Source organism: Micromonospora sp. DT62 (genome assembly GCF_049847285.1).
Lineage (GTDB): Bacteria > Actinomycetota > Actinomycetes > Mycobacteriales > Micromonosporaceae > Micromonospora > Micromonospora reichwaldensis.
Genome location: NZ_JBNCOB010000006.1, coordinates 264,878 through 284,124 on the forward strand (window position 1 = coordinate 264,878; position 19,247 = coordinate 284,124).

Here is a 19,247-nt window from a genome sequence, read left to right on the forward strand (position 1 = left end):
CTCACGCAGACACCTTAACGACGACGGTGCCGGCGAACTTGTCGTGGAGGCACTGCTGCCAGGGCTTGTCCCACAACTGCCAGAGCCCGTCGAGGTAGCTGAGGCCGGGCAGGAACATGGCGGCGACGTACTGCACGGCGTACCGCTTGCCGGCCATCCGCCGGTCCAGCGTGGCGGCCGGGTCGAGCGGCACGACCCGCAGCTTCATCACCCGCTTGCCGTACGTCTGGCCGGTCCGCTTCATGTACTCCACGTGGTAGAGCCAGTAGAGCCCGAGCATGATCACCATCAGGCCCAGTTCGAGCAGCAGGATCGGCAGCATGAAGTCGGTCAGGAACGACGCGGGGTCGGGATCGGCGAGGGTGCCGTCCGGGTTGGTCCGGGTCAGGTCGTCCATCATGTTCCAGAACAGGAGCAGGAACGGCGGCAGGAAGAGGACCATCGCCACCGCCGTGCTCAGCGCGCCGTCGATCAGCGCGGCGAGCAGCCGGTCTCCGAAGCTGGCGAGCGGCTGGCCGCCCGGCCCGAGCGCCGGGGCAGGACGGGGCGGCCCGGCCCAGCCCGGGGGCGGCGGCGCCCAGCCCGGGGGCGGGACCTGACCGGGGAACGGGGCGTGTTGCGGCGGCACCGCGTACCCCTGACTGGAGGGACCGGAAGGCGGCGCGAAGCCGCCGGCGGCGGGCGGAGGCCCACCGGCCGGCGGCGTCGGGTACGTCGGAGGCTGCGTCACGCTCGTCAGTGTTACAGGTTGCCGCGCGCTTCCTGCTCCCGCTCGATGGCCTCGAAGAGCGCCTTGAAGTTGCCCTTGCCGAAGCCGAGCGAGCCGTGCCGCTCGATCAGCTCGAAGAAGACCGTCGGGCGGTCCTGCACCGGCTTGGTGAAGATCTGGAGCAGGTAGCCGTCCTCGTCCCGGTCCACCAGGATCTTGCGGGCCTTCAGCTCCTCGATCGGCACCCGCACCTGGCCGATCCGGGCGCGCAGCTCCGGGTCGTCGTAGTACGAGTCCGGGGTGTCGAGGAACTCGACGCCGGCGGCGCGCATGGCGTCGACGCTGGCCAGGATGTCGTTGGTGGCCACGGCGATGTGCTGGGCGCCCGGGCCCTGGTAGAACTCCAGGTACTCGTCGATCTGCGACTTCTTGCGGGCGATCGCCGGCTCGTTGAGCGGGAACTTCACCTTGCGGGTGCCGTTCGCGACGACCTTGCTCATCAGCGCCGAGTAGTCGGTGGCGATGTCGTCGCCGATGAACTCGGCCATGTTCGAGAAGCCCATGACGCGCTTGTAGAACTCGACCCACTCGTCCATCCGGCCGAGCTCGACGTTGCCGACCACGTGGTCGACGGCCTGGAAGAAGCGCTTCGGCTGGAGGCCGGCGTCGATCATCGGCTGCCGGTCCACGATCGGCTTGCGGGCCACGAAGCCGGGCAGGAACGGGCCGGTGTAGCGGGAGCGGTCGACGAGCGTGTGCCGGGTGTCGCCGTACGCGGCGATGGCCGCCATCCGGACGGTGCCGTGCTCGTCGCTGACGTCGTGCGGCTCGGTCAGGCCGGTGGCGCCCTGCGCGGTGGCGTGCGCGTACGCGGCGTCGACGTCCGGCACCTCCAGCGCGATGTCGGAGACGCCGTCGCTGTGCCTGGTCACGTGCTCGGCGCCCTCGGCGTCCGGGCGGACCGCGCCGGTCAGCACGAACCGCGCCGAGCCGCTGGTCAGCACGTACTGGGCGTGGTCCCGGTAGCCCTGCTCGGGGCCCCGGTACGCCACGCAGGTCATGCCGAACGCGGTGGAGTAGTAGTGCGCGGCCTGCTTGGCGTTGCCCACCAGGAAGTGCACGTGATCGAGGCCCTTGACCGGGAACGGGTCGCGGCTGATGTCGTGGTCGACGGCGCCGACGAGCACGTCGACGTCGACGTCCTCGGACGTCTGGGGTCGGTCGATCGCCTGGGTCATCGCGGTCTCCCTCAAGTTCCGGTCGGCCCCGTGGCCGCCGCCGTCGGTCGTGTGCGGTGGTGCGGTGGTGCGGTGGTGCTGTGGCGAGGATCGCGGGGAAGGGCCGCACTGGGCAACTGTCACGCTCATGCCTGGTCAGGTTGCGCATTCAGTAGGGTGATCTGCCATGAGTGCTGGTCAGGGTGTACAGCTCGACGCCCTCGACGCGCGGTTGATCGAACTGCTCGCCGAGGAACCGCGGATCGGGGTGCTGGAGTGCTCCCGGCGCCTCGGGGTCGCCCGGGGCACCGTGCAGGCCCGGCTGGACAAGCTCGTCGAGCGGGGCGTCATCTCGGGCTTCGGGCCGGAGATCTCCCCGGCGGCGATCGGGTTCGGGGTGACCAGCTTCGTCACCCTGGAGATCAGCCAGCGGGACGGGCACGACCTCGTCGCCGCGCACCTGGCCGCGATCCCGGAGGTGCTGGAGGCGCACACCATCACCGGCTCCAGCGACCTGCTCTGCCGGATCGTGGCCCGCTCGAACACCGACCTCCAGCGGGTCATCGACCAGATCGTCTCGTACGAGGGCATCCGCCGCGCCTCGACGATCATCGCCCTCGCCGAACAGATCACCTACCGCATCCTCCCCCTGGTCCGCTCCGCCGCCCAGCGCTGAGCAGGGGAGGGGTGAGGAAGGGTTCCTTCCTCTACAGAAGGCGATAGGAAGGGGCCCTTCCTCACCCCCGGGGCGCGCGAGAAAGGGCGGCGACACGGCGGCGCGGGACGGCGGCGGCGCGGCGGTCGTCGCTACCGTGTGCGTGTGGCGAAGGCGGGCGGCCTCGGGGGGTGGCGTGGCGGGCTGTTGCTCGCGCTCGTCGTCGTCGTCGCGCTCGCCGCGACCGGAGTGTGGAACCCGTTCCCCGGGATGTGGGAATGGGCGAACCGGAGCCAGCCCATCTCCGAGCCGGACGTGGTCTGGCAGCAGCGCGTCGGCGGCACCCCGCGCAGCGTGACCATCGCCGGCGAGACCGTCGTGGTCGAGCAGCGCACGCGCGTGGAGGCGCGCAGCCTGGCCACCGGCGCCCAGCTGTGGGAGCGCAAGGCCGACTGGGCCGCGGTGGCCGGCGGCGACCGGGACTCGGTCGTCGTCGTGGGCAAGCTGCTGGTCAAGGGCTACGAGGTGCTGGACCCGACGACCGGCGCCACCCGGCGGCGCAACGGCGACGCGGTGGCCGTCTGGACGTACCGCAACATGCTGCTCGACGCCCGCTGCGTCGAGGCCACCGACTGCACGGTGAGCGCCTGGGACGCGCGCGGCACCGCCCCGCTCTGGACGGCCTTCGTGCCCGGGGTACGCAGCGGGCTGCTCGGCGACAACCCGGGGCTGCTCGACACCCGCCGGCTCGACGCCGTCCGCATCGACGACGAGGTGGCCGGCCCGGAGCCCGTACCGCCGCTGCTCGGCTTCCCCATCGACGGCCGGGTGCACGTCCTCGACACCGCCACCGGGCGGGTGCTCCAGGACGTCGAGCCCGGCCGCGACGAACGGCTGTCGGTGGTCGGCGGCCGGCTGCTGCGGATCACCGCCCGCTCCCAGGACGGCACCTGCTACTTCGCCATCTCCGGCCGGGACGCGGCGACCGGCCAGGAGACGTGGCAGCGGGCCGGGATCAACCTGCGGACCGCCGACAACGCCGGCTGCGCGCAGCGGGAGGACCCGCACGGCGCGCGCAACGTGCTGATCGGGGTAGCCCCGGACGCCCGCGAGGCGGTCCTCGACGGCTACGACGGGCGGCTGCTGCTGGTCACCTCCGCCGGGGAGAAGCTGCTCGCGGTCGACGACCGGTACGCCCTGGTCCGCCCGGCCGACAAGCGCGCGGTGGTCGGCCGGGAGCTGGGCGCCGGACGCGTCCGGTGGACCCGCCCGACCGGGCCGAAGGCCGGCGCGGCGCTCACCCCGTACGCGGCCGTGATCGCCGACGAGAAGCCGTCCCGGCTGGTGGCGCTGGACCCGCGTACCGGGCGGGAACTGGCGAGCCTGCGCACCTCCGCGAACGCCCTCGCGGTCGGCCCGAGGGGCATGATCATCGGCGAGGGGCGGGAGATCGGTTACGTCCGCTTCGGCGGGGTGCCGGGCGCCCCCGTCCCGCCGCGCGACGGCGGCGGCGTACCCGGTCCCGGCGGCACGGCGGGCGTACCCGGGCCGGAGGACAGCTGCGGCCCGAAGCGGGAGCTGTGCCCCGGGTGAGAGCGTCGTCCCAGGACCCACCCGGCGGGTGGGACTGACCGACCCTTCTGCCCTAGGCTTTCCGCTCATGAGCAGTGCCGCCGCGTTCTCGTACGCTCCCTTGCTGCCGACCGGCCCTGACCAGACGGAATACCGCCTGGTCACCGACGAGGGCGTCGACGTCGTCAACGGGCCGGGGGGTCGCCGGTTCCTCACCGTGGAGCCGACCGCGCTCACCGCGCTGACCGCCGAGGCGATGCACGACATCGCGCACTACCTGCGCCCCGCGCACCTGGCCCAGCTGCGGGCGATCATCGACGATCCGGCGGCCTCGCCGAACGACCGCTTCGTCGCGCTCGACCTGCTGCGCAACGCCAACATCGCGGCCGGCGGCGTGCTGCCGATGTGCCAGGACACCGGCACCGCCATCGTGATGGGCAAGCGCGGCCGGCACGTGCTCACCGACGGCAGCGACGCCGAGGCCGTCTCGCGCGGCGTCTACCAGGCGTACACCCGGCTCAACCTGCGCTACTCGCAGCTCGCCCCGCTGACCATGTGGGAGGAGCGCAACACCGGCAGCAACCTGCCGGCCCAGGTCGAGCTCTACGCGGAGGACCCCGACGGGCAGCCCGACGCGTACAAGTTCCTCTTCATGGCCAAGGGCGGCGGCTCGGCCAACAAGTCGTACCTCTACCAGGAGACCAAGGCGCTGCTGAACCCCACGCGGATGATGCAGTTCCTGGAGGAGAAGCTGCGGCTGATCGGCACCGCCGCCTGCCCGCCGTACCACCTCGCCATCGTCATCGGCGGCACCTCCGCCGAGTACGCCCTGAAGACCGCCAAGTACGCCAGCGCCAAGTACCTCGACGCGCTGCCCACCTCCGGCTCGATGAGCGCGCACGGCTTCCGCGACCTGGAGCTGGAGGCGGAGGTGCTGGAGCTGACCCGCAACTTCGGCATCGGCGCGCAGTTCGGCGGGCGCTACTTCTGCCACGACGTGCGCGTGGTCCGGCTGCCCCGGCACGGCGCCTCCTGCCCGGTGGCGATCGCCGTCTCCTGCTCGGCCGACCGGCAGGCGGTCGCCAAGATCACCCCGTCGGGCGTGTGGCTGGAGCGGCTCGAGACCGACCCGGCGCGCTACCTGCCCGACGTCACCGACGAGACGCTCGACGCGTCCGAGGTGGTCCGCGTCGACCTCAACCGGCCGATGGACGAGATCCGCGCCGAGCTGTCGAAGTACCCGGTGAAGACCCGCCTGTCGCTGACCGGCCCGCTCGTGGTGGCCCGCGACATCGCGCATGCCAAGATCGCGGAGCGGCTGGACGCCGGCGAGCCGATGCCGCAGTACCTGCGCGACCACGCCGTCTACTACGCCGGCCCCGCCAAGACCCCGGAGGGCTACGCGTCCGGCTCGTTCGGCCCGACCACCGCCGGCCGGATGGACGCGTACGTGGAGAAGTTCCAGGCCGCGGGCGGCTCGCAGGTCATGCTCGCCAAGGGCAACCGCTCCGCCCAGGTCACCCGCTCCTGCCAGCAGCACGGCGGCTTCTACCTCGGCTCGATCGGCGGCCCGGCCGCCCGGCTCGCCCAGGACTGCATCAAACACGTCGAGGTGCTGGAATACGCGGAGCTGGGCATGGAGGCGGTCTGGAAGATCGAGGTCGAGGACTTCCCGGCCTTCATCGTGGTCGACGACAAGGGCAACGACTTCTTCGCCGAGGTCACCAAGCCGGTGCTGACGGTCGGTCGCCGCTGACGGGCAAGCCCGCCGCGCAGACTTCCTAATATCGCTGCATGTCCCGACCGACGTACCCGATTCGTACTACGCGACTCACCTTGCGCCCGGTCACGCTGGATGATCTCGATGATGTGTGCTCATGGCAGCGCCGACCGGACGTCTTCCGCTGGACGCTCGCCGAGCCGCGTACCCGCGAGGAGTCGCGATCGTCGGTGATCGCCATGGCGGGTGAGGACGCACTGCGCGCTGAGGGCGACTGCTTGACCTTGGCCGTAGCCACCGACGCCGCGGTCATCGGGACGGTGGAGCTGGTCTGGCGCAGCCAGACCGACCGCACGGCTGAACTCGGTTACGTCTTCCATCCCGGTCATGGAGGTCGCGGACTGGCTACGGAGGCCGCTACCGCATTGCTGCACTGGGGGTTCACCGAGTTCGGATTGCACCGGATCTACGCCCGGTGCCACGGCCGCAATGCTGCGTCCGCCCGCCTGATGGCCCGGCTTGGCATGCGTCAGGAGGCGCACCATGTCGAAAGCTATCTGTTCAGAGGAGAGTGGGCCGACCAACTCGTCTTCGCCATCCTGGCCCGCGAATGGGCTATCACGGCATCGAGCCTTCACGACCAGCCGGACGGCGGCAGCCCTCGCCGCCAAGCAAGCCAACCGTGACCGCTGAGGGCCTCCGACTGGATTCCGGCTGTGAGGCGAAGGTCAGGGTGCGCGGCTGGCCGTACCCGGCGGGCGGACGACCGGCCCCTTTCCCGTGCTCGGCGCGATCATCTGCACGTCGGCGCGCGGCGCGGCAGGATGGTACGCGTGACGACTCCAGAGGCGACGGGTTACCGGATCGAACGCGACTCGATGGGCGAGGTGGAGGTGCCCGCTGAGGCGCTGTGGCGTGCACAGACCCAGCGCGCCGTGCAGAACTTCCCGATCTCGGGCCGGGGCATCGAGCCGGCCCAGATCCGGGCGCTGGCCCAGATCAAGGGGGCGGCGGCCGAGGTCAACGGCGAGTTGGGCGTGATCGACGCGAACGTGGCCGCGGCCATCGCCGCCGCCGCCGCGCACGTGGCCGACGGCGGCTACGACGACCAGTTTCCGATCGACGTGTTCCAGACCGGGTCCGGCACCTCGTCGAACATGAACACCAACGAGGTCATCGCCACGCTGGCCAGCCGGGAACTGGGCCGGGACGTGCACCCGAACGACGACGTGAACGCCTCGCAGTCCAGCAACGACGTCTTCCCGTCCTCGATCCACCTGGCCGCCACCGAGGCGGTGGCGCGGGACCTGCTGCCCGCGCTGGCCCACCTGGCGGAGGCGCTGGAGGACAAGGCGGCGGAGTTCGAGACCGTGGTGAAGGCCGGGCGTACCCACCTGATGGACGCCACCCCGGTCACCCTCGGGCAGGAGTTCGGCGGGTACGCGGCCCAGGTCCGCTACGGCATCGAGCGGCTGGAGGGGGCGCTGCCCCGGCTGGCCGAACTGCCGCTGGGCGGCACGGCGGTGGGCACCGGCATCAACACCCCGCTCGGCTTCGCCGCCGCCGTGATCGGCAAGCTGCGCGAGTCGACCGGGCTGCCGCTGACCGAGGCGCGTAACCACTTCGAGGCGCAGGGCGCCCGGGACGCCCTGGTGGAGACCTCCGGGCAGCTGCGCACGGTCGCCGTCGGCCTCTACAAGATTGCCAACGACATCCGCTGGATGGGCTCCGGCCCCCGCGCCGGCCTGCGCGAGCTGCGCATCCCCGACCTCCAGCCCGGCTCGTCGATCATGCCGGGCAAGGTCAACCCGGTGGTCGCCGAGGCGGTGCGGCAGGTCTGCGCCCAGGTGATCGGCAACGACGCGGCCGTCGGCTTCGCCGGCTCCCAGGGCGACTTCGAGCTGAACGTCATGCTCCCCGTGATGGGCCGCAACCTGCTGGAGTCGGTCCGCCTGCTCGCCGCGTCGAGCCGCCTCTTCGCCGACCGACTGGTGGTCGGCCTCGTCGCGGACGCCGAGGTCTGCCTGGCGTACGCGGAGGGCTCGCCGTCGATCGTCACCCCGCTCAACCGTTACCTCGGGTACGACGAGGCCGCCTCCATCGCCAAGGAGGCGCTGGCCAAGCAGGTCTCGATCCGCGAGGTGGTCGTCTCCCGGGGGCACGTCGACTCGGGCAAGCTGAGCGAGACCCAGCTCGACGAGGCGCTCGACCTGCTCCGGATGACCCACCCCTGAACCTGGCTCGGCCTGAGGCTGGGCGCGCCGTGCGCGTCGTCTCGACGGTGTGCCCGTCGGTGTCCGTCCTGCGCCTTGGTGACGCGCGACGGCCGGTGTCCGCACCGGCCAGTGGCGCCAGGTCCGCCCGGTCGCACAGATGGGGCAGCTCGACAGGGCATGGAAACACTTCCGGTGGGCGCCGAGGGCTCAGTGCCGGCGGGTGGGCGCCGAGGGCTCACTTCGGGCGGGTGTCCTCGGTGCCGGTGGGCGGAGGTGTGCAGGGCGCGTCGGCGTGGTGCCGGCGGTGCGCGTGGTCGGCTCAGTTCCGGCTGGCGGTCTTGCGGGCGCGGTAGGCGGTGACGGCGGCCCGGTTGCCGCAGCCCGCGTCGCAGAACCGGCGGGACCGGTTCTTCGACAGGTCGACCAGCACGTTCTCGCAGTCCGGGTGGTCGCAGATCCGCAGCCGGCGCAGCTCGCCGGTGCGTACGAGATCCGCCAGCGCCATCGCCGCCTCGACGGCCATCCGGGTCGCCAGCGGCGCGTCACGCGGCACGGCGTGGATGTGGTACGGCTCGTCGTCGTGCGTGATGAGCTGGGGCAGCGCGTCGTTCTCGCGTAGCAGCCCGTTGACGATGGCGACGATCCCCTCGGTGTCGGCGTACCAGACGCGGCGTAGCCGGGGTCGGAGGTCGCGTACCGCCCGCAGTTCGTCCTCGCTGTGCTCGTGCCGCCCGCTGTAGGTGTGGGTGACGAAGAACGCGTCCAGGGCGGCGACGTCGGGCAGCTCCTCGCCGGCGCGGCCGTCGGTGTTGACCAGCGCGGCCATGGCAGTCAGGGAGCATTCCGTGTCATGGGTGAAGAGCAACTTGACTCCTGTCGTGGCGCCCGCCTAGCGTCATGAGCATAGTGGCAGTTTACTCATGACAGTGGGAGTGGATCGATGCGTCAACCACCCGCCGCCGGGCTCGGTCTCGGCCTCGCCCTGCTCTCCGCCGTCACCTTCGCCACGTCCGGCACGTTCGCCCGGTCCCTCATCGACGCCGGCTGGTCGGCCGAAGCCGCCGTGGCCGCCCGGGTCGGCGTCGCCGCGCTGGTCGTGGCGGTCCCGGCCGTGCTGTCCCTGCGCGGCAGGTGGGGCGTGCTGCGCCGCAACCTCGCCGCGATCGGCGTGTTCGGGCTGCTCGGGGTCGCCACGGCCCAGGTCTGCTTCTTCAACGCGGTCCGCTACCTGCCGGTCGGCGTCGCGCTGCTGCTGGAGTACCTCGGGATCGTCCTGGTGGTGGGCTGGATGTGGCTGGTCCACCGGCAGCGTCCCCGCCGGCTGACGGTCGTCGGCTCGGTGGCGGCCCTCGCCGGCCTGTTCTTCGTCCTGGACCTGACCGGTGCCGGCGGGCTCGACCCGGTGGGCGTGCTCTGGGGGCTGGGGGCGGCGGTCGGCCTCGCCGGCTACTTCGTGCTCGCGGGGCGGGTCGACGAGGAGCTGCCCTCGGTGGCCATGGCCAGCGGCGGCATGGCCGTCGGGGCCGCCGTCCTGCTGCTGCTCGGCGCGGTCGGCGCGCTGCCACTGCGGGTGTCCCTCGGCGAGGTCACCTTCGCCGGGCAGCGCACCAGTTGGCTGGTGCCGGTGGTCGGCCTGTCGCTGATCGCCGCCGTCGTCGCGTACCTCGCCGGGATCGCCGGCACCCGGATCCTCGGCGCCCGGCTGTCGTCGTTCGTCGGGCTGACCGAGGTGATGTTCGCCGTGCTGATCGCCTGGCTGGTGCTGGGTGAACTGCCCACCGTGGTGCAGTTGCTCGGCGGCGCTCTGATCGTCGCCGGCGTCGCCCTGGTACGCGTCGACGAGCTGCGCGCTCCCCGTGCCGACGACCCGCGGCCGCAGCTCGCCGAGCCCGCCCTGCCGTGACTCGACCGGGCCGTCCGGCGGCGCCCACCACGGATGAAAGACAGATTCACGCCACAGCCGACGTTGCTATGGCGGAAAGTGCCGCGGTGTTGTCTGATGGCTGCCACGTCCCTCAACGAGAGGATCCGATGTGGTGAGCAAGCGCTTCACCGCTGGTGCCGTCGCGTCCGCGACGGCGCTGGCACTTGCGGTGACAGGCATGAGCGTGCCGGCCAGCGCCGAGCCGAGCAGTGCCCGTACCTTCACCGTCGTCGCCGAGGACGGCGTCTCGGCGGACGCCGCGATCGCCGCCATCCGGTCGGCCGGCGGCACGGTGGTCTCCCGCTCCGACGACGTCGGCATGTTCCGGGTGACCAGCGACCGGGCCGACTTCGCGGCGAAGGCCACCGCCGCGACCGCGCTGATCGGCGCCACCGAGCAGAAGGCCATCGGCCGCAAGCCCAAGCTGGACCGGGTCGAGCAGGAGCACCTGCTGGCCGCCGCCGCGGCCAAGGGCGCGGGCGCCAAGCGTGGCAAGAAGATGGATCCGCTGGACGACAAGCTCTGGGGCCTGGAGATGATCCGGGCGGACCAGGCCCGCAAGGTCGAGCCGGGCGACCGCCGGGTCACCGTCGGCGTGCTGGACACCGGCGTCGACGCCAGCAACCCCGACATCGCGCCGAACTTCAACTGGGCGCTGTCCCGTAACTTCGCCCCGGACATGGTGGACGTCGACGGCCCGTGCGAGGTGGCGAGCTGCCTCGACCCGGTCGGCACCGACGACGGCGGGCACGGCACCCACGTGGCCGGCACGATCGGCGCCGCCGCCAACGGCTTCGGCCTCTCCGGCGTCGCCCCGAACATCTCCCTGGTCGAGCTCAAGGGCGGCCAGGACTCCGGCTACTTCTTCCTGGAGCCGGTGGTCAACAGCCTGCTGCACGCCGGCAAGGCCGGCCTGGACGTGGTCAACATGTCCTTCTACGTCGACCCCTGGCTCTACAACTGCACCGCCAACCCGGCCGACTCCCCGGAGGACCAGGCCGAGCAGCGGGCCACCATCAAGGCCATGAAGCGGGCGCTGAACTTCGCCCACGACCGGGGCGTCACGCTGGTCGGCGCGCTGGGCAACAACCACGAGGACCTGGGCGCTCCGCGCACCGACGTGTCGAGCCCGGACTACGGCGACACCGCGCCCTACCCGCGCGAGATCGACAACGACAGCTGCTGGGACCTGCCCACCGAGGGCCCCAACGTGATCAGCGTGTCGGCGGTCGGGCCGTCGGGCAAGAAGTCGGACTTCTCGAACTACGGCACCGAGCAGACCGCTGTGGCGGCGCCCGGCGGTTGGTTCCGTGACGGCTTCGGCACGGACACCTTCCGCACCGACGCCAACATGATCCTCTCGACGTACCCGAAGAAGGTGCTCCAGGAGGAGGGCTCGGTCGACGCGAACGGCAACATCGTCGCCGGGTTCGAGGAGACGGTCTTCAAGCAGTGCAAGGCCAACGGTGAGTGCGGGTACTACACCTACCTGCAGGGCACCTCCATGGCGGCCCCGCACGCCTCCGGCGTCGCCGCGCTGATCGTCAGCAAGCACGGCAAGAAGGAGCGGCACGGCGGCTTCGGCATGGCGCCGAAGCTGGTGGAGCAGCACCTCTACCGGACGGCCGCCGAGCACGCCTGCCCGGAGCCGCGCCTGCAGTCGTACGCCAACGAGGGCCGGGACGCCGAGTTCGACGCCTACTGCGCCGGCGGCCTGAACTTCAACGGCTTCTACGGTTACGGCATCGTCGACGCCTACGCGGCGGTGAAGACCCCGCTCAAGCCCAACGCCCGCCCGTAGGGGTGGACGGCAGGGGCCCGGCCGACTCGTTCGGCCGGGCCCCTCGCATGTCCGGCGGCGGGCGGCCGACCCGCCGGACGGTGACGGGAGCGCCCCGGTCACTGGCGCCAGCCCCGGGCCCCGAGCGCGGCGCGAACCTCGCGCAGGACACCGGGGAAGTCCTGGCGCAGTCGCCTGCTGGTCACGGGCAGCACGAGCCAGCCGGCACTGACCAGTGTGGCGATCCGGTCGAGGTGCCCGCCGCGGGCCTCGGCGTGCTGCCCGTCCTGGGCGACGGCGACGCGGTACGCCGGCCACGCCAGGTCGGCGTGCAGCACCAGCCCGGAGGCGACCCGGACGGGGTGCCGGGCGGTAGGACGCGGCAGCCCGGCCAGCACCAGCCGCACCCGCAACTCGGACTCGGCCGGCGACCGGGCGCCCGGATCCGCCAACCCGAACACCCAGCGCGCCCGGCGGCCGCCGGGCCGGTCGGCGTTGCGGTCGGCGACGTCGGCGAGGGCCTCTCGGCTGGTCGATCCCTGCCGGAGCAGCGAGTCGACGATGCCGACCGCACGGAGCGGTTCCAACCAGACCGCCGTCTCCCACGCCGCCGAGGTCGGATCCGTGACGACCGGCACGCCGGCGGTCCGCAGGTCCGCCACCCTCAGGCCGCCCGGGGACGGGAGGACCGCGGTGCGCCGGCCACCCGAGGGCTGACGGATCGCCGTGCTCGGGCCGCCGTCAGGCTGACGGATCGCCGTGCTCGGGCCGCCGCCTGTCCCTCGGGACCGGGCGGACGCGTACGACGGCGACGTGGCCGGGCCCATGGAGTGCACGCGCAGGCCCCGCTGCGGGCCGAGGCGCATCGTTCTGGGAACGAGGACGTGCACGTCGTCGGCGAAGGAGGCGGCGTGCTCGACGCCGTGCAGGTAGGCCGCCGAAGGGCCGGCGACGACCGCCTCGGGCGGCAGCCGCAGGGCGGCGGCCCGGCAGGCCAGGGCGTGGTCCCGGTCCAGCCGGGCGTCGGCGTAGACGTCGTGACGCAGGCGCAGCCAGGCCGAGCTGCGCAGCTGGTGCTCGGTGACCAGTCCCTGTCGAATCGCGTCTGAGCCGCGGAAGACCTGCCAGGCCAGTACGCCGGGACGGTGCGGTGGAGGTGGCATGTGGGCAGCGTGCCCGCCGTCCGGCCCCGCCCGACAGCCCTGTGGACAACCGGGGCCACCCCGAGGAATGCCGACTGTGGACAACCGGCACGGCGGGGTGCGGATGTGGTAGAGCGCCCGTCCGCGCCCGAGGACGGGCGGCGGCTCAGGAGAGGGCGGCGGCGATGGCGGTGGCGGCGGTGAGGACCTGCGCGCCGACCACCTCGGCGTCGAGCGGGGCCAGCGCCACCACCCCGACGCTCGCCTCCAGGCCCGGCACGCCGAGCACCGGGGCGGCCACGCCGTACGCCCCGGATTGCAGTTCCCCGGCGGTGCTCACGGGGCCGGCGGCGCCCGCCCGGCCGGCGAGGATGGCCCGCCCGGCCGCCCCGCGCTCCAGCGGGTGCCGCGCCCCCGTCCGGTACGCGACGTGGAACGACGTCCAGCTCGGCTCGACCACGACGAGCGCGACCCCCTCACCGCCCTCGACCACCGTCAGGTGGGCGGTCGCGCCGGCCTGCTCCGCGAGGCGGCGCAGCGCGGGCAGCGCCCCCTCGGCGAGCAGCGGCTGGGCCCGCCGGGCCAGGTGCAGCACCCCGGCGCCGAGGCGCAGGCGGCCCTCGCCGTCGCGGCGCAGCATGCCGTGCGCGGCGAGCGCGCCGACGAGCCGGTACACCGCCGCCCGGCCGACGCCCAACCGGTTCGCCGCCTCGGTGACGGTCAGCCCGCCCGGCGCGTCGGCGACCAGGTGCAGCAGTCGCAGCCCCCGGTCCAGCGTCTGCGCCGTCTCCCCGCCCCGCGCCGTCGTCTCCACGCCCAGCAGCGTACGACCCGGCTCCGGACAACCCAGGAATGCGGGGACGGCTACCCTTGTACGGTGACGCTACGCCTGTATGACACCGCCACCCGATCGGTGCGGGACTTCGTCCCGCGGGAAGCCGGCAAGGTGGGGGTCTACCTGTGTGGTCTCACCCTCCAGGCCCCGCCGCACATCGGTCACCTTCGCTCCGGCGTCAACTACGACGTGCTGCGCCGCTGGCTGCTCGCCGCCGGCTACGAGGTCACCTTCATCCGCAACGTGACCGACATCGACGACAAGATCCTGGTCAAGGCGATGGAGCGGGGCCAGCCCTTCTGGGCGATCGCGTACGCCAACGAGCTGATCCTGGCCGAGTCCTACCGGGCGCTCAACGTGCTGCCCCCGACCTACGAGCCGCGGGCCACCGGGCACATCCCGGAGATGCACGAGCTGATCGCCAAGCTGATCGCCGACGGGCACGCCTACCCGGCCACCGACGACTCCGGCGACGTCTACTTCGACGTCTGCTCCTGGCCGGCCTACGGCTCCCTGTCGGGGCAGTCGCCGGACGCGATGCAGTCGGCCGGGGACGCCCCCGACCGGGGCAAGCGCGACCCGCGCGACTTCGCGCTGTGGAAGGGCGCCAAGCCCGACGAGCCGGCGGACGCCTACTGGCCGTCGCCGTGGGGGCGGGGCCGGCCGGGCTGGCACATCGAGTGCTCGGCGATGTGCCGGCGCTACCTCGGCGCCGAGTTCGACATCCACGGCGGAGGGTTGGACCTCACCTTCCCCCACCACGAGAACGAGATCGCCCAGTCGCAGGCCGCCGGGCTGCCGTTCGCCCGCTACTGGGTGCACCACGGGCTGCTCAGCATCGGTGGCGCCAAGATGGGCAAGTCGCTCGGCAACGCCCTCGACCTGACGTACGTCGACTCGCTCGGGGTGCGCCCGGTGGAGCTGCGCTACTACTACGCCGCCGCGCACTACCGGTCCCGGATCGACTACTCCGAGGACGCGCTGCGCGAGGCCGCCGTCGCGTACCGCCGGATCGAGGGGTTCGTGCAGCGGGCCGTCGAGCGCGTCGGCGCCAGCCAGCTCGGCGAGCTGCCGGGCGCGTTCGCGGCGGCGATGGACGACGACCTGAACACCTCCGCCGCGTTCGCCGTCCTGCACGAGGTGGTCCGCGACGGCAACACCGCGCTGACCGGCGGCGACGATGTGACCGTCCGCACGGCACTGGCCTCCGCGCGCGCCATGCTGGATATCCTCGGGGTCGACCCCCTCGACCCGGCGTGGACCGGTGGCGGCCGCGCGGACGACCTGCGCGGCGTGGTGGACTCGCTGGTCGCGCTGGCCCTGGAGCAGCGCGCACAGGCCCGCGGTCGCAAGGACTGGGCCGCCGCCGACGCCGTACGCGACCAGCTCAAGCAGGCCGGCGTGGTGGTCGAGGACACCCCCCAGGGCCCCCGTTGGACTATTGGAGAGCAGGACTGATGGCCGGCAACTCGCAGCGCCGTGGCCGGCGACTGACGCCGAAGGCGGGAGCCCCCAAGGGCACCGGTGGCAAGAACAAGGACAGCCTGGCCGGGCGCGGCAAGACCCTGCCCGCCGACGAACGGCCCTGGCACAAGGCCTACTCGGGCACCGAGAAGCTGCCCCAGCGCACCGCCTGGAAGCAGGACAAGGAGCGCCGGGCGGCGGCCGAGGAGGGGCGCGCCCCCAAGATCGGCCAGCCGGGCAGCAAGGACACCACCTGGGGCAAGGGCGGTGGCCGGGGCACACCGACCACCGGCGGGCGCGGCACTGGCGGTGCCCGGGGCGGCGGCCGATCCGCCGCTCGCGGCGGTCCCCGGGTCGCCCCGGGCCGCAAGTCCAACCCGTCGAAGGACACCCCGGAACTTCTGGTCGGGCGCAATCCGGTGCTGGAGTCGCTGCGTGCCCAGGTGCCGGCGACCGCGCTCTATACCGCCCAGGGCATCGACGCCGACGACCGGATCAACGAGATCGTCCGGACGGCCGCCGACCGGGGCATCGCGATCCTGGAGATCAGCCGGGCCGAGCTGGACCGGATGACCGGCGGCGTGCTGCACCAGGGCATCGGCCTGCAGGTGCCGGCGTTCGCGTACGAGCCCTTCGAGGACCTCGTCGCGGCGGCGCTGGAGCAGGCCGCCCCGCTGCTGGTGGCGCTGGACGGGGTGACCGACCCGCGCAACCTCGGCGCGGTGATCCGGTCCGCCGCCGCCTTCGGCGCGCAGGGTGTCTTCGTGCCGGAGCGACGGGCGGCCGGCATCACGGCGACCGCCTGGCGGACCAGCGCCGGTGCGGCGGCCCGGGTGCCGGTCGCCCAGGTGACCAACCTGACCCGGTCGCTGAAGGCCTGTCAGGATGCCGGCTTCCTGGTGGTGGGCCTGGACGCCGACGGCGAGACCGACCTCTACGACCTGGAGGCCGCCGTCGGCCCGCTGGTCGTGGTGGTCGGCTCCGAGGGCCGGGGGCTCTCCCGGCTGGTCGGCGAGACCTGTGACCTGACGGTCAGCATCCCGATGGTCTCCGACGTCGAGTCGCTCAACGCCAGCGTCGCCGCGGCCGTCACCCTCGCCGAGGTGGCGCGCCGCCGGGCCGCCGAGGGCTGATCCGCAAGACACGAAGAAGGGGCGGTCCGTCGATGGCGGGCCGCCCCTTCGCCTGTCCGTGGGCCTTCAGCCCGGAGACGACGATGGGGGCGCCCGCCGGTCGGCGGGCACCCCCATCTCGTCGTACGTCAGATGCGGTTGCCGGTGCTCGCGTTGAAGACGTGGCTGCGGCCCTCGCGCGGCTTGACGAACACGGTGTCGCCCATGTTCGGCATGGTGCGCCGGTCGGTACGGACCACGAAGCGCTCGTTGTTGCCCTCGAGCGCGGCGTGGCCGTAGATGTTGGCGTCCGAGCCCAGGTCCTCGACCAGCTCGACGACGACCGGCATGCCGCCCTCGGTCGGGCTGACCAGGTCGCAGTCCTCGGGGCGGAAGCCGACGGTCACCTTGTTGTCACCGCCGTCGACACGGGCCGCCTCGACCTGCTCGCGGGTGAGCGGGATCTGCAGGTCGGCGAAGGTCGCGCCCCGCTCGTTCAGCGGCACGGTCTTGATGTTCATGGCGGGGGAGCCCATGAAGCCGGCGACGAAGACGTTGGCCGGGGTGTCGTAGAGCGCCCGCGGGGTGTCCACCTGCTGGAGTTCGCCGTCGAGCATGACCGCCACCCGGTGGCCCATGGTCATGGCCTCGACCTGGTCGTGGGTGACGTAGACGGTGGTGACGCCCAGCTTCGCCTGGAGCGACGCGATCTGGGTACGGGTCTGCACACGCAGCTTCGCGTCGAGGTTCGACAGCGGCTCGTCCATGAGGAAGACCTGCGGCTCGCGGACGATCGCCCGGCCCATGGCCACCCGCTGGCGCTGACCGCCGGAGAGGGCCTTCGGCTTGCGGCCCAGGTACTCCTCCAGCTGGAGCAGCGCCGCTGCCTCCTTGACCCGCCGGTCGATCTCGGCCTTCGAGGTCTTGCGCAGCTTGAGCGCGAACGCCATGTTCTCGTACACCGTCATGTGCGGGTAGAGGGCGTAGTTCTGGAAGACCATCGCGATATCGCGGGCCTTCGGCGGCAGGTGGGTGACGTCCCGGTCGTCGATGTGGATCGAGCCCTGGTCGACGTCCTCCAGGCCGGCGAGCATGCGCAGGCTGGTGGACTTGCCGCAACCGGAGGGGCCGACCAGGACGAGGAACTCGCCGTCGCCGATCTCCAGGTCGAGCTGGTTGACGGCGGGACGCTCCGTGCCCGGGTAGATCCGGGACGCCTTGGAGTAGGTGACCGTAGCCATGGTGGGGTGCTTCCTTTCACCGGCAGGAACGTGCCGGACGATCCGAGTGAAGGAGCGGCCGGCACGGGACGCGCCGGCCCACGGGCAGCCTCTCGATGATCGAGATGTCGTCCGTGTCACTGCACGGTAAACGGCTTTCCGCCACCTGCCAAGGCGGGGCGCACGGGATGGGACGGACCGCATAGACATTCCGGTCACTCGGGCACGGGCGGACATCAATCGACCGTCGATGTCGGTCCGCCGCAGGGGGGCGGAGACGTTTCCGGTGGTCGGGAGGCCTGCCGCGGCGGAAATCCGGACGTCAGTCGCTATGCTGACGTCGGCACCACACGCCCCTGTAGCTCAGCTGGCCAGAGCACTCGCCTTGTAAGCGAGATGTCGCCGGTTCGATCCCGGCCGGGGGCTCCAATTCCATCAGGCAGCCCGGTTGCCGGAGGCTAGGAGACGTCGAAGAGGCGGAGGCCGTCGTGCTCGGCGAAGTCGGCGTAGTCCTTGCCGTTGAAGGTCGCCAGCGGTAGCCGGTCGACGAGGCAGCACGCCGCGATCCAGGAGTCGTTCGTCGGCCGGGGCCGCCCGCGATGCTGCGCCCGCGCCTGGAGATGCCCCCAGGTCGTCGCCACCGCCTCGTCGAAGGGCAGCAGCACGACGCCGGAGCGCCACTGCGCGAGGTCAGCCAGCTTGCGTGGCCCCCAGCTCCGCAGCGCGGTCCACTTGGTCAGCTCCCCAAGCGTGACGAAGGTGATGCACAGGGTCTTACCGGTCAGCCGGGCGCGGAGTCGGTCGTGCAGCCGACCGCGCAGGATGGCCGACGCGACGTCGGTGTCCAGGACTACCAGGCTCACGCGGCGCCGGCCCGCCGGGAGGCGTAGAGGTCGGCGAGGAAGTCGTCCAGCTCGTCGTCGGACTCGAACAGGCCCGGCCGTGCGAAGTCGTCGACGGAGGCGACCGGGCGGACACCCTGGCGACGCGCCAGTTCCGTTGCCGGTACGTGTTCAGCAGTCGGCCACTCGGGCACACTCTCGGCGTTGCTCGACATCGCGCCTGGATCCCTCCTGCTCACTGCGGATCCCATTCTTCCACGCAGAGAGCCTGGACCCGTCATCTGCGGCACGCGCCGTCCACGGATCGAGGCAGTTCCGCGGTACGTCGAACCGGCGGGGCGGCGGGTCGCCGTGGGGCCTGTGGGCAGTGCCTATGCTGGTGGCGTGAGCAGGGCGACGGAGGAGTCGAACCGGGCCATGCTGCGCGCCCGGGACGCGATGGACCGCGCGTACGACCAGCCGCTCGACATCCCCGCCCTGGCCCGGATCGCGTACGTCTCCGAGGCGCACTTCATCCGCACCTTCCGGGCGACCTTCGGCGAGACCCCGCACCGCTACCTCCAGCGGCGGCGGGTGGAGCGGGCCATGTACCTGCTGCTGCACACCGACCGGGACGTCACCGACGTCTGCTACGCGGTCGGCTTCGCCAGCCTGGGCACGTTCAGCCGCACGTTCCGGCAGATCGTCGGGGAGTCGCCGTCGGAGTACCGCCGGCGCAAGGCGCCCACCGCCGCCGTGCCGGTGTGCTTCACCAAGGCCTGGACCCGGCCCAGCAGCTTCGGGCAGCAGAGGTCAGTTTTGGATAAGCAGCAGGTCAGGGGAGCCCCGTAGCGTTCCCG

General features: G+C 72.3%; 18 protein-coding genes and 1 tRNA gene. 11 read left to right on the top strand and 8 right to left on the bottom strand.

Annotated elements, in window-relative coordinates:
- Position 1 precedes the first annotated feature (1 nt).
- Entirely contained in the window at positions 2–730 is a 729-nt protein-coding gene (locus ACPXCB_RS12115) for an RDD family protein (protein ID WP_425874857.1), read from the bottom strand.
- 11 nt (positions 731–741) lie between these two features.
- Positions 742–1,947 (bottom strand): 4-hydroxyphenylpyruvate dioxygenase, encoded by a 1,206-nt coding sequence (gene hppD / locus ACPXCB_RS12120; RefSeq protein WP_425874859.1) that lies wholly within the window; start codon positions 1,945–1,947, stop codon positions 742–744.
- 166 nt (positions 1,948–2,113) lie between these two features.
- On the opposite strand from hppD, the gene ACPXCB_RS12125 reads away from it, so the two are divergent.
- From ACPXCB_RS12125 to ACPXCB_RS12145, 5 genes are all read left to right on the top strand, one after another.
- Complete coding sequence (locus ACPXCB_RS12125) at positions 2,114–2,602, top strand: Lrp/AsnC family transcriptional regulator (protein ID WP_425874861.1); 489 nt, start codon at positions 2,114–2,116, stop codon at positions 2,600–2,602.
- 144 nt (positions 2,603–2,746) lie between these two features.
- Positions 2,747–4,174, top strand: a complete 1,428-nt coding sequence (locus ACPXCB_RS12130; RefSeq protein WP_425874863.1) for a PQQ-binding-like beta-propeller repeat protein — start codon at positions 2,747–2,749, stop codon at positions 4,172–4,174.
- A gap of 67 nt (positions 4,175–4,241) precedes the next feature.
- A complete protein-coding gene (locus ACPXCB_RS12135) occupies positions 4,242–5,909 on the top strand; it encodes a fumarate hydratase (RefSeq protein WP_425874865.1) in 1,668 nt (555 codons plus the stop codon).
- 38 nt (positions 5,910–5,947) lie between these two features.
- Positions 5,948–6,559, top strand: a complete 612-nt coding sequence (locus ACPXCB_RS12140; protein ID WP_425874867.1) for a GNAT family N-acetyltransferase — start codon at positions 5,948–5,950, stop codon at positions 6,557–6,559.
- A gap of 138 nt (positions 6,560–6,697) precedes the next feature.
- Positions 6,698–8,107, top strand: coding sequence for a class II fumarate hydratase (locus ACPXCB_RS12145; RefSeq protein ID WP_425874869.1), 1,410 nt, complete (start codon positions 6,698–6,700; stop codon positions 8,105–8,107).
- A gap of 301 nt (positions 8,108–8,408) precedes the next feature.
- On the opposite strand, the gene ACPXCB_RS12150 is transcribed toward ACPXCB_RS12145, so the two are convergent.
- On the bottom strand, positions 8,409–8,954 hold the full coding sequence (locus ACPXCB_RS12150; RefSeq protein ID WP_425874871.1) for a CGNR zinc finger domain-containing protein: 546 nt from the start codon (positions 8,952–8,954) through the stop codon (positions 8,409–8,411).
- Between the two features lie 75 nt (positions 8,955–9,029).
- Here ACPXCB_RS12150 and ACPXCB_RS12155 point away from each other — a divergent pair, with 75 nt between their 5' ends.
- Complete coding sequence (locus ACPXCB_RS12155; RefSeq protein ID WP_425874873.1) at positions 9,030–9,992, top strand: EamA family transporter; 963 nt, start codon at positions 9,030–9,032, stop codon at positions 9,990–9,992.
- A 133-nt stretch (positions 9,993–10,125) separates the two neighbouring features.
- On the top strand, positions 10,126–11,814 hold the full coding sequence (locus ACPXCB_RS12160; protein WP_425874875.1) for a S8 family serine peptidase: 1,689 nt from the start codon (positions 10,126–10,128) through the stop codon (positions 11,812–11,814).
- Between the two features lie 98 nt (positions 11,815–11,912).
- Here ACPXCB_RS12160 and ACPXCB_RS12165 read toward each other — a convergent pair whose 3' ends face one another.
- Together ACPXCB_RS12165 and ACPXCB_RS12170 are read right to left on the bottom strand one after the other, a co-directional pair.
- Entirely contained in the window at positions 11,913–12,956 is a 1,044-nt protein-coding gene (locus ACPXCB_RS12165; RefSeq protein WP_425874877.1) for a hypothetical protein, read from the bottom strand.
- Between the two features lie 145 nt (positions 12,957–13,101).
- Entirely contained in the window at positions 13,102–13,749 is a 648-nt protein-coding gene (locus tag ACPXCB_RS12170; protein WP_425874879.1) for an IclR family transcriptional regulator, read from the bottom strand.
- A gap of 63 nt (positions 13,750–13,812) precedes the next feature.
- Between ACPXCB_RS12170 and cysS the strand changes: the two genes are divergently transcribed.
- On the top strand, positions 13,813–15,228 hold the full coding sequence (cysS, locus tag ACPXCB_RS12175; protein WP_425874881.1) for a cysteine--tRNA ligase: 1,416 nt from the start codon (positions 13,813–13,815) through the stop codon (positions 15,226–15,228).
- Entirely contained in the window at positions 15,228–16,367 is a 1,140-nt protein-coding gene (rlmB, locus tag ACPXCB_RS12180; RefSeq protein WP_425874883.1) for a 23S rRNA (guanosine(2251)-2'-O)-methyltransferase RlmB, read from the top strand. The genes cysS and rlmB overlap by 1 nt, the downstream gene beginning before the upstream one ends.
- A gap of 128 nt (positions 16,368–16,495) precedes the next feature.
- On the opposite strand, the gene ACPXCB_RS12185 is transcribed toward rlmB, so the two are convergent.
- On the bottom strand, positions 16,496–17,587 hold the full coding sequence (locus ACPXCB_RS12185; protein ID WP_425874885.1) for an ABC transporter ATP-binding protein: 1,092 nt from the start codon (positions 17,585–17,587) through the stop codon (positions 16,496–16,498).
- A 331-nt stretch (positions 17,588–17,918) separates the two neighbouring features.
- Here ACPXCB_RS12185 and ACPXCB_RS12190 point away from each other — a divergent pair.
- Positions 17,919–17,995: transfer RNA gene (locus tag ACPXCB_RS12190), tRNA-Thr, on the top strand.
- Positions 17,996–18,024: 29 nt separating this feature from the next.
- Here ACPXCB_RS12190 and ACPXCB_RS12195 read toward each other — a convergent pair.
- Entirely contained in the window at positions 18,025–18,429 is a 405-nt protein-coding gene (locus ACPXCB_RS12195; protein ID WP_425874886.1) for a type II toxin-antitoxin system VapC family toxin, read from the bottom strand.
- On the bottom strand, positions 18,426–18,623 hold the full coding sequence (locus ACPXCB_RS12200; protein ID WP_425874888.1) for a hypothetical protein: 198 nt from the start codon (positions 18,621–18,623) through the stop codon (positions 18,426–18,428). Before ACPXCB_RS12200 ends, ACPXCB_RS12195 begins: the two co-directional genes overlap by 4 nt.
- Before the next feature lie 169 nt (positions 18,624–18,792).
- Here ACPXCB_RS12200 and ACPXCB_RS12205 point away from each other — a divergent pair, with 169 nt between their 5' ends.
- Positions 18,793–19,239 (top strand): AraC family transcriptional regulator, encoded by a 447-nt coding sequence (locus ACPXCB_RS12205; RefSeq protein ID WP_311411708.1) that lies wholly within the window; start codon positions 18,793–18,795, stop codon positions 19,237–19,239.
- The last annotated feature ends 8 nt before the right edge of the window (positions 19,240–19,247 follow it).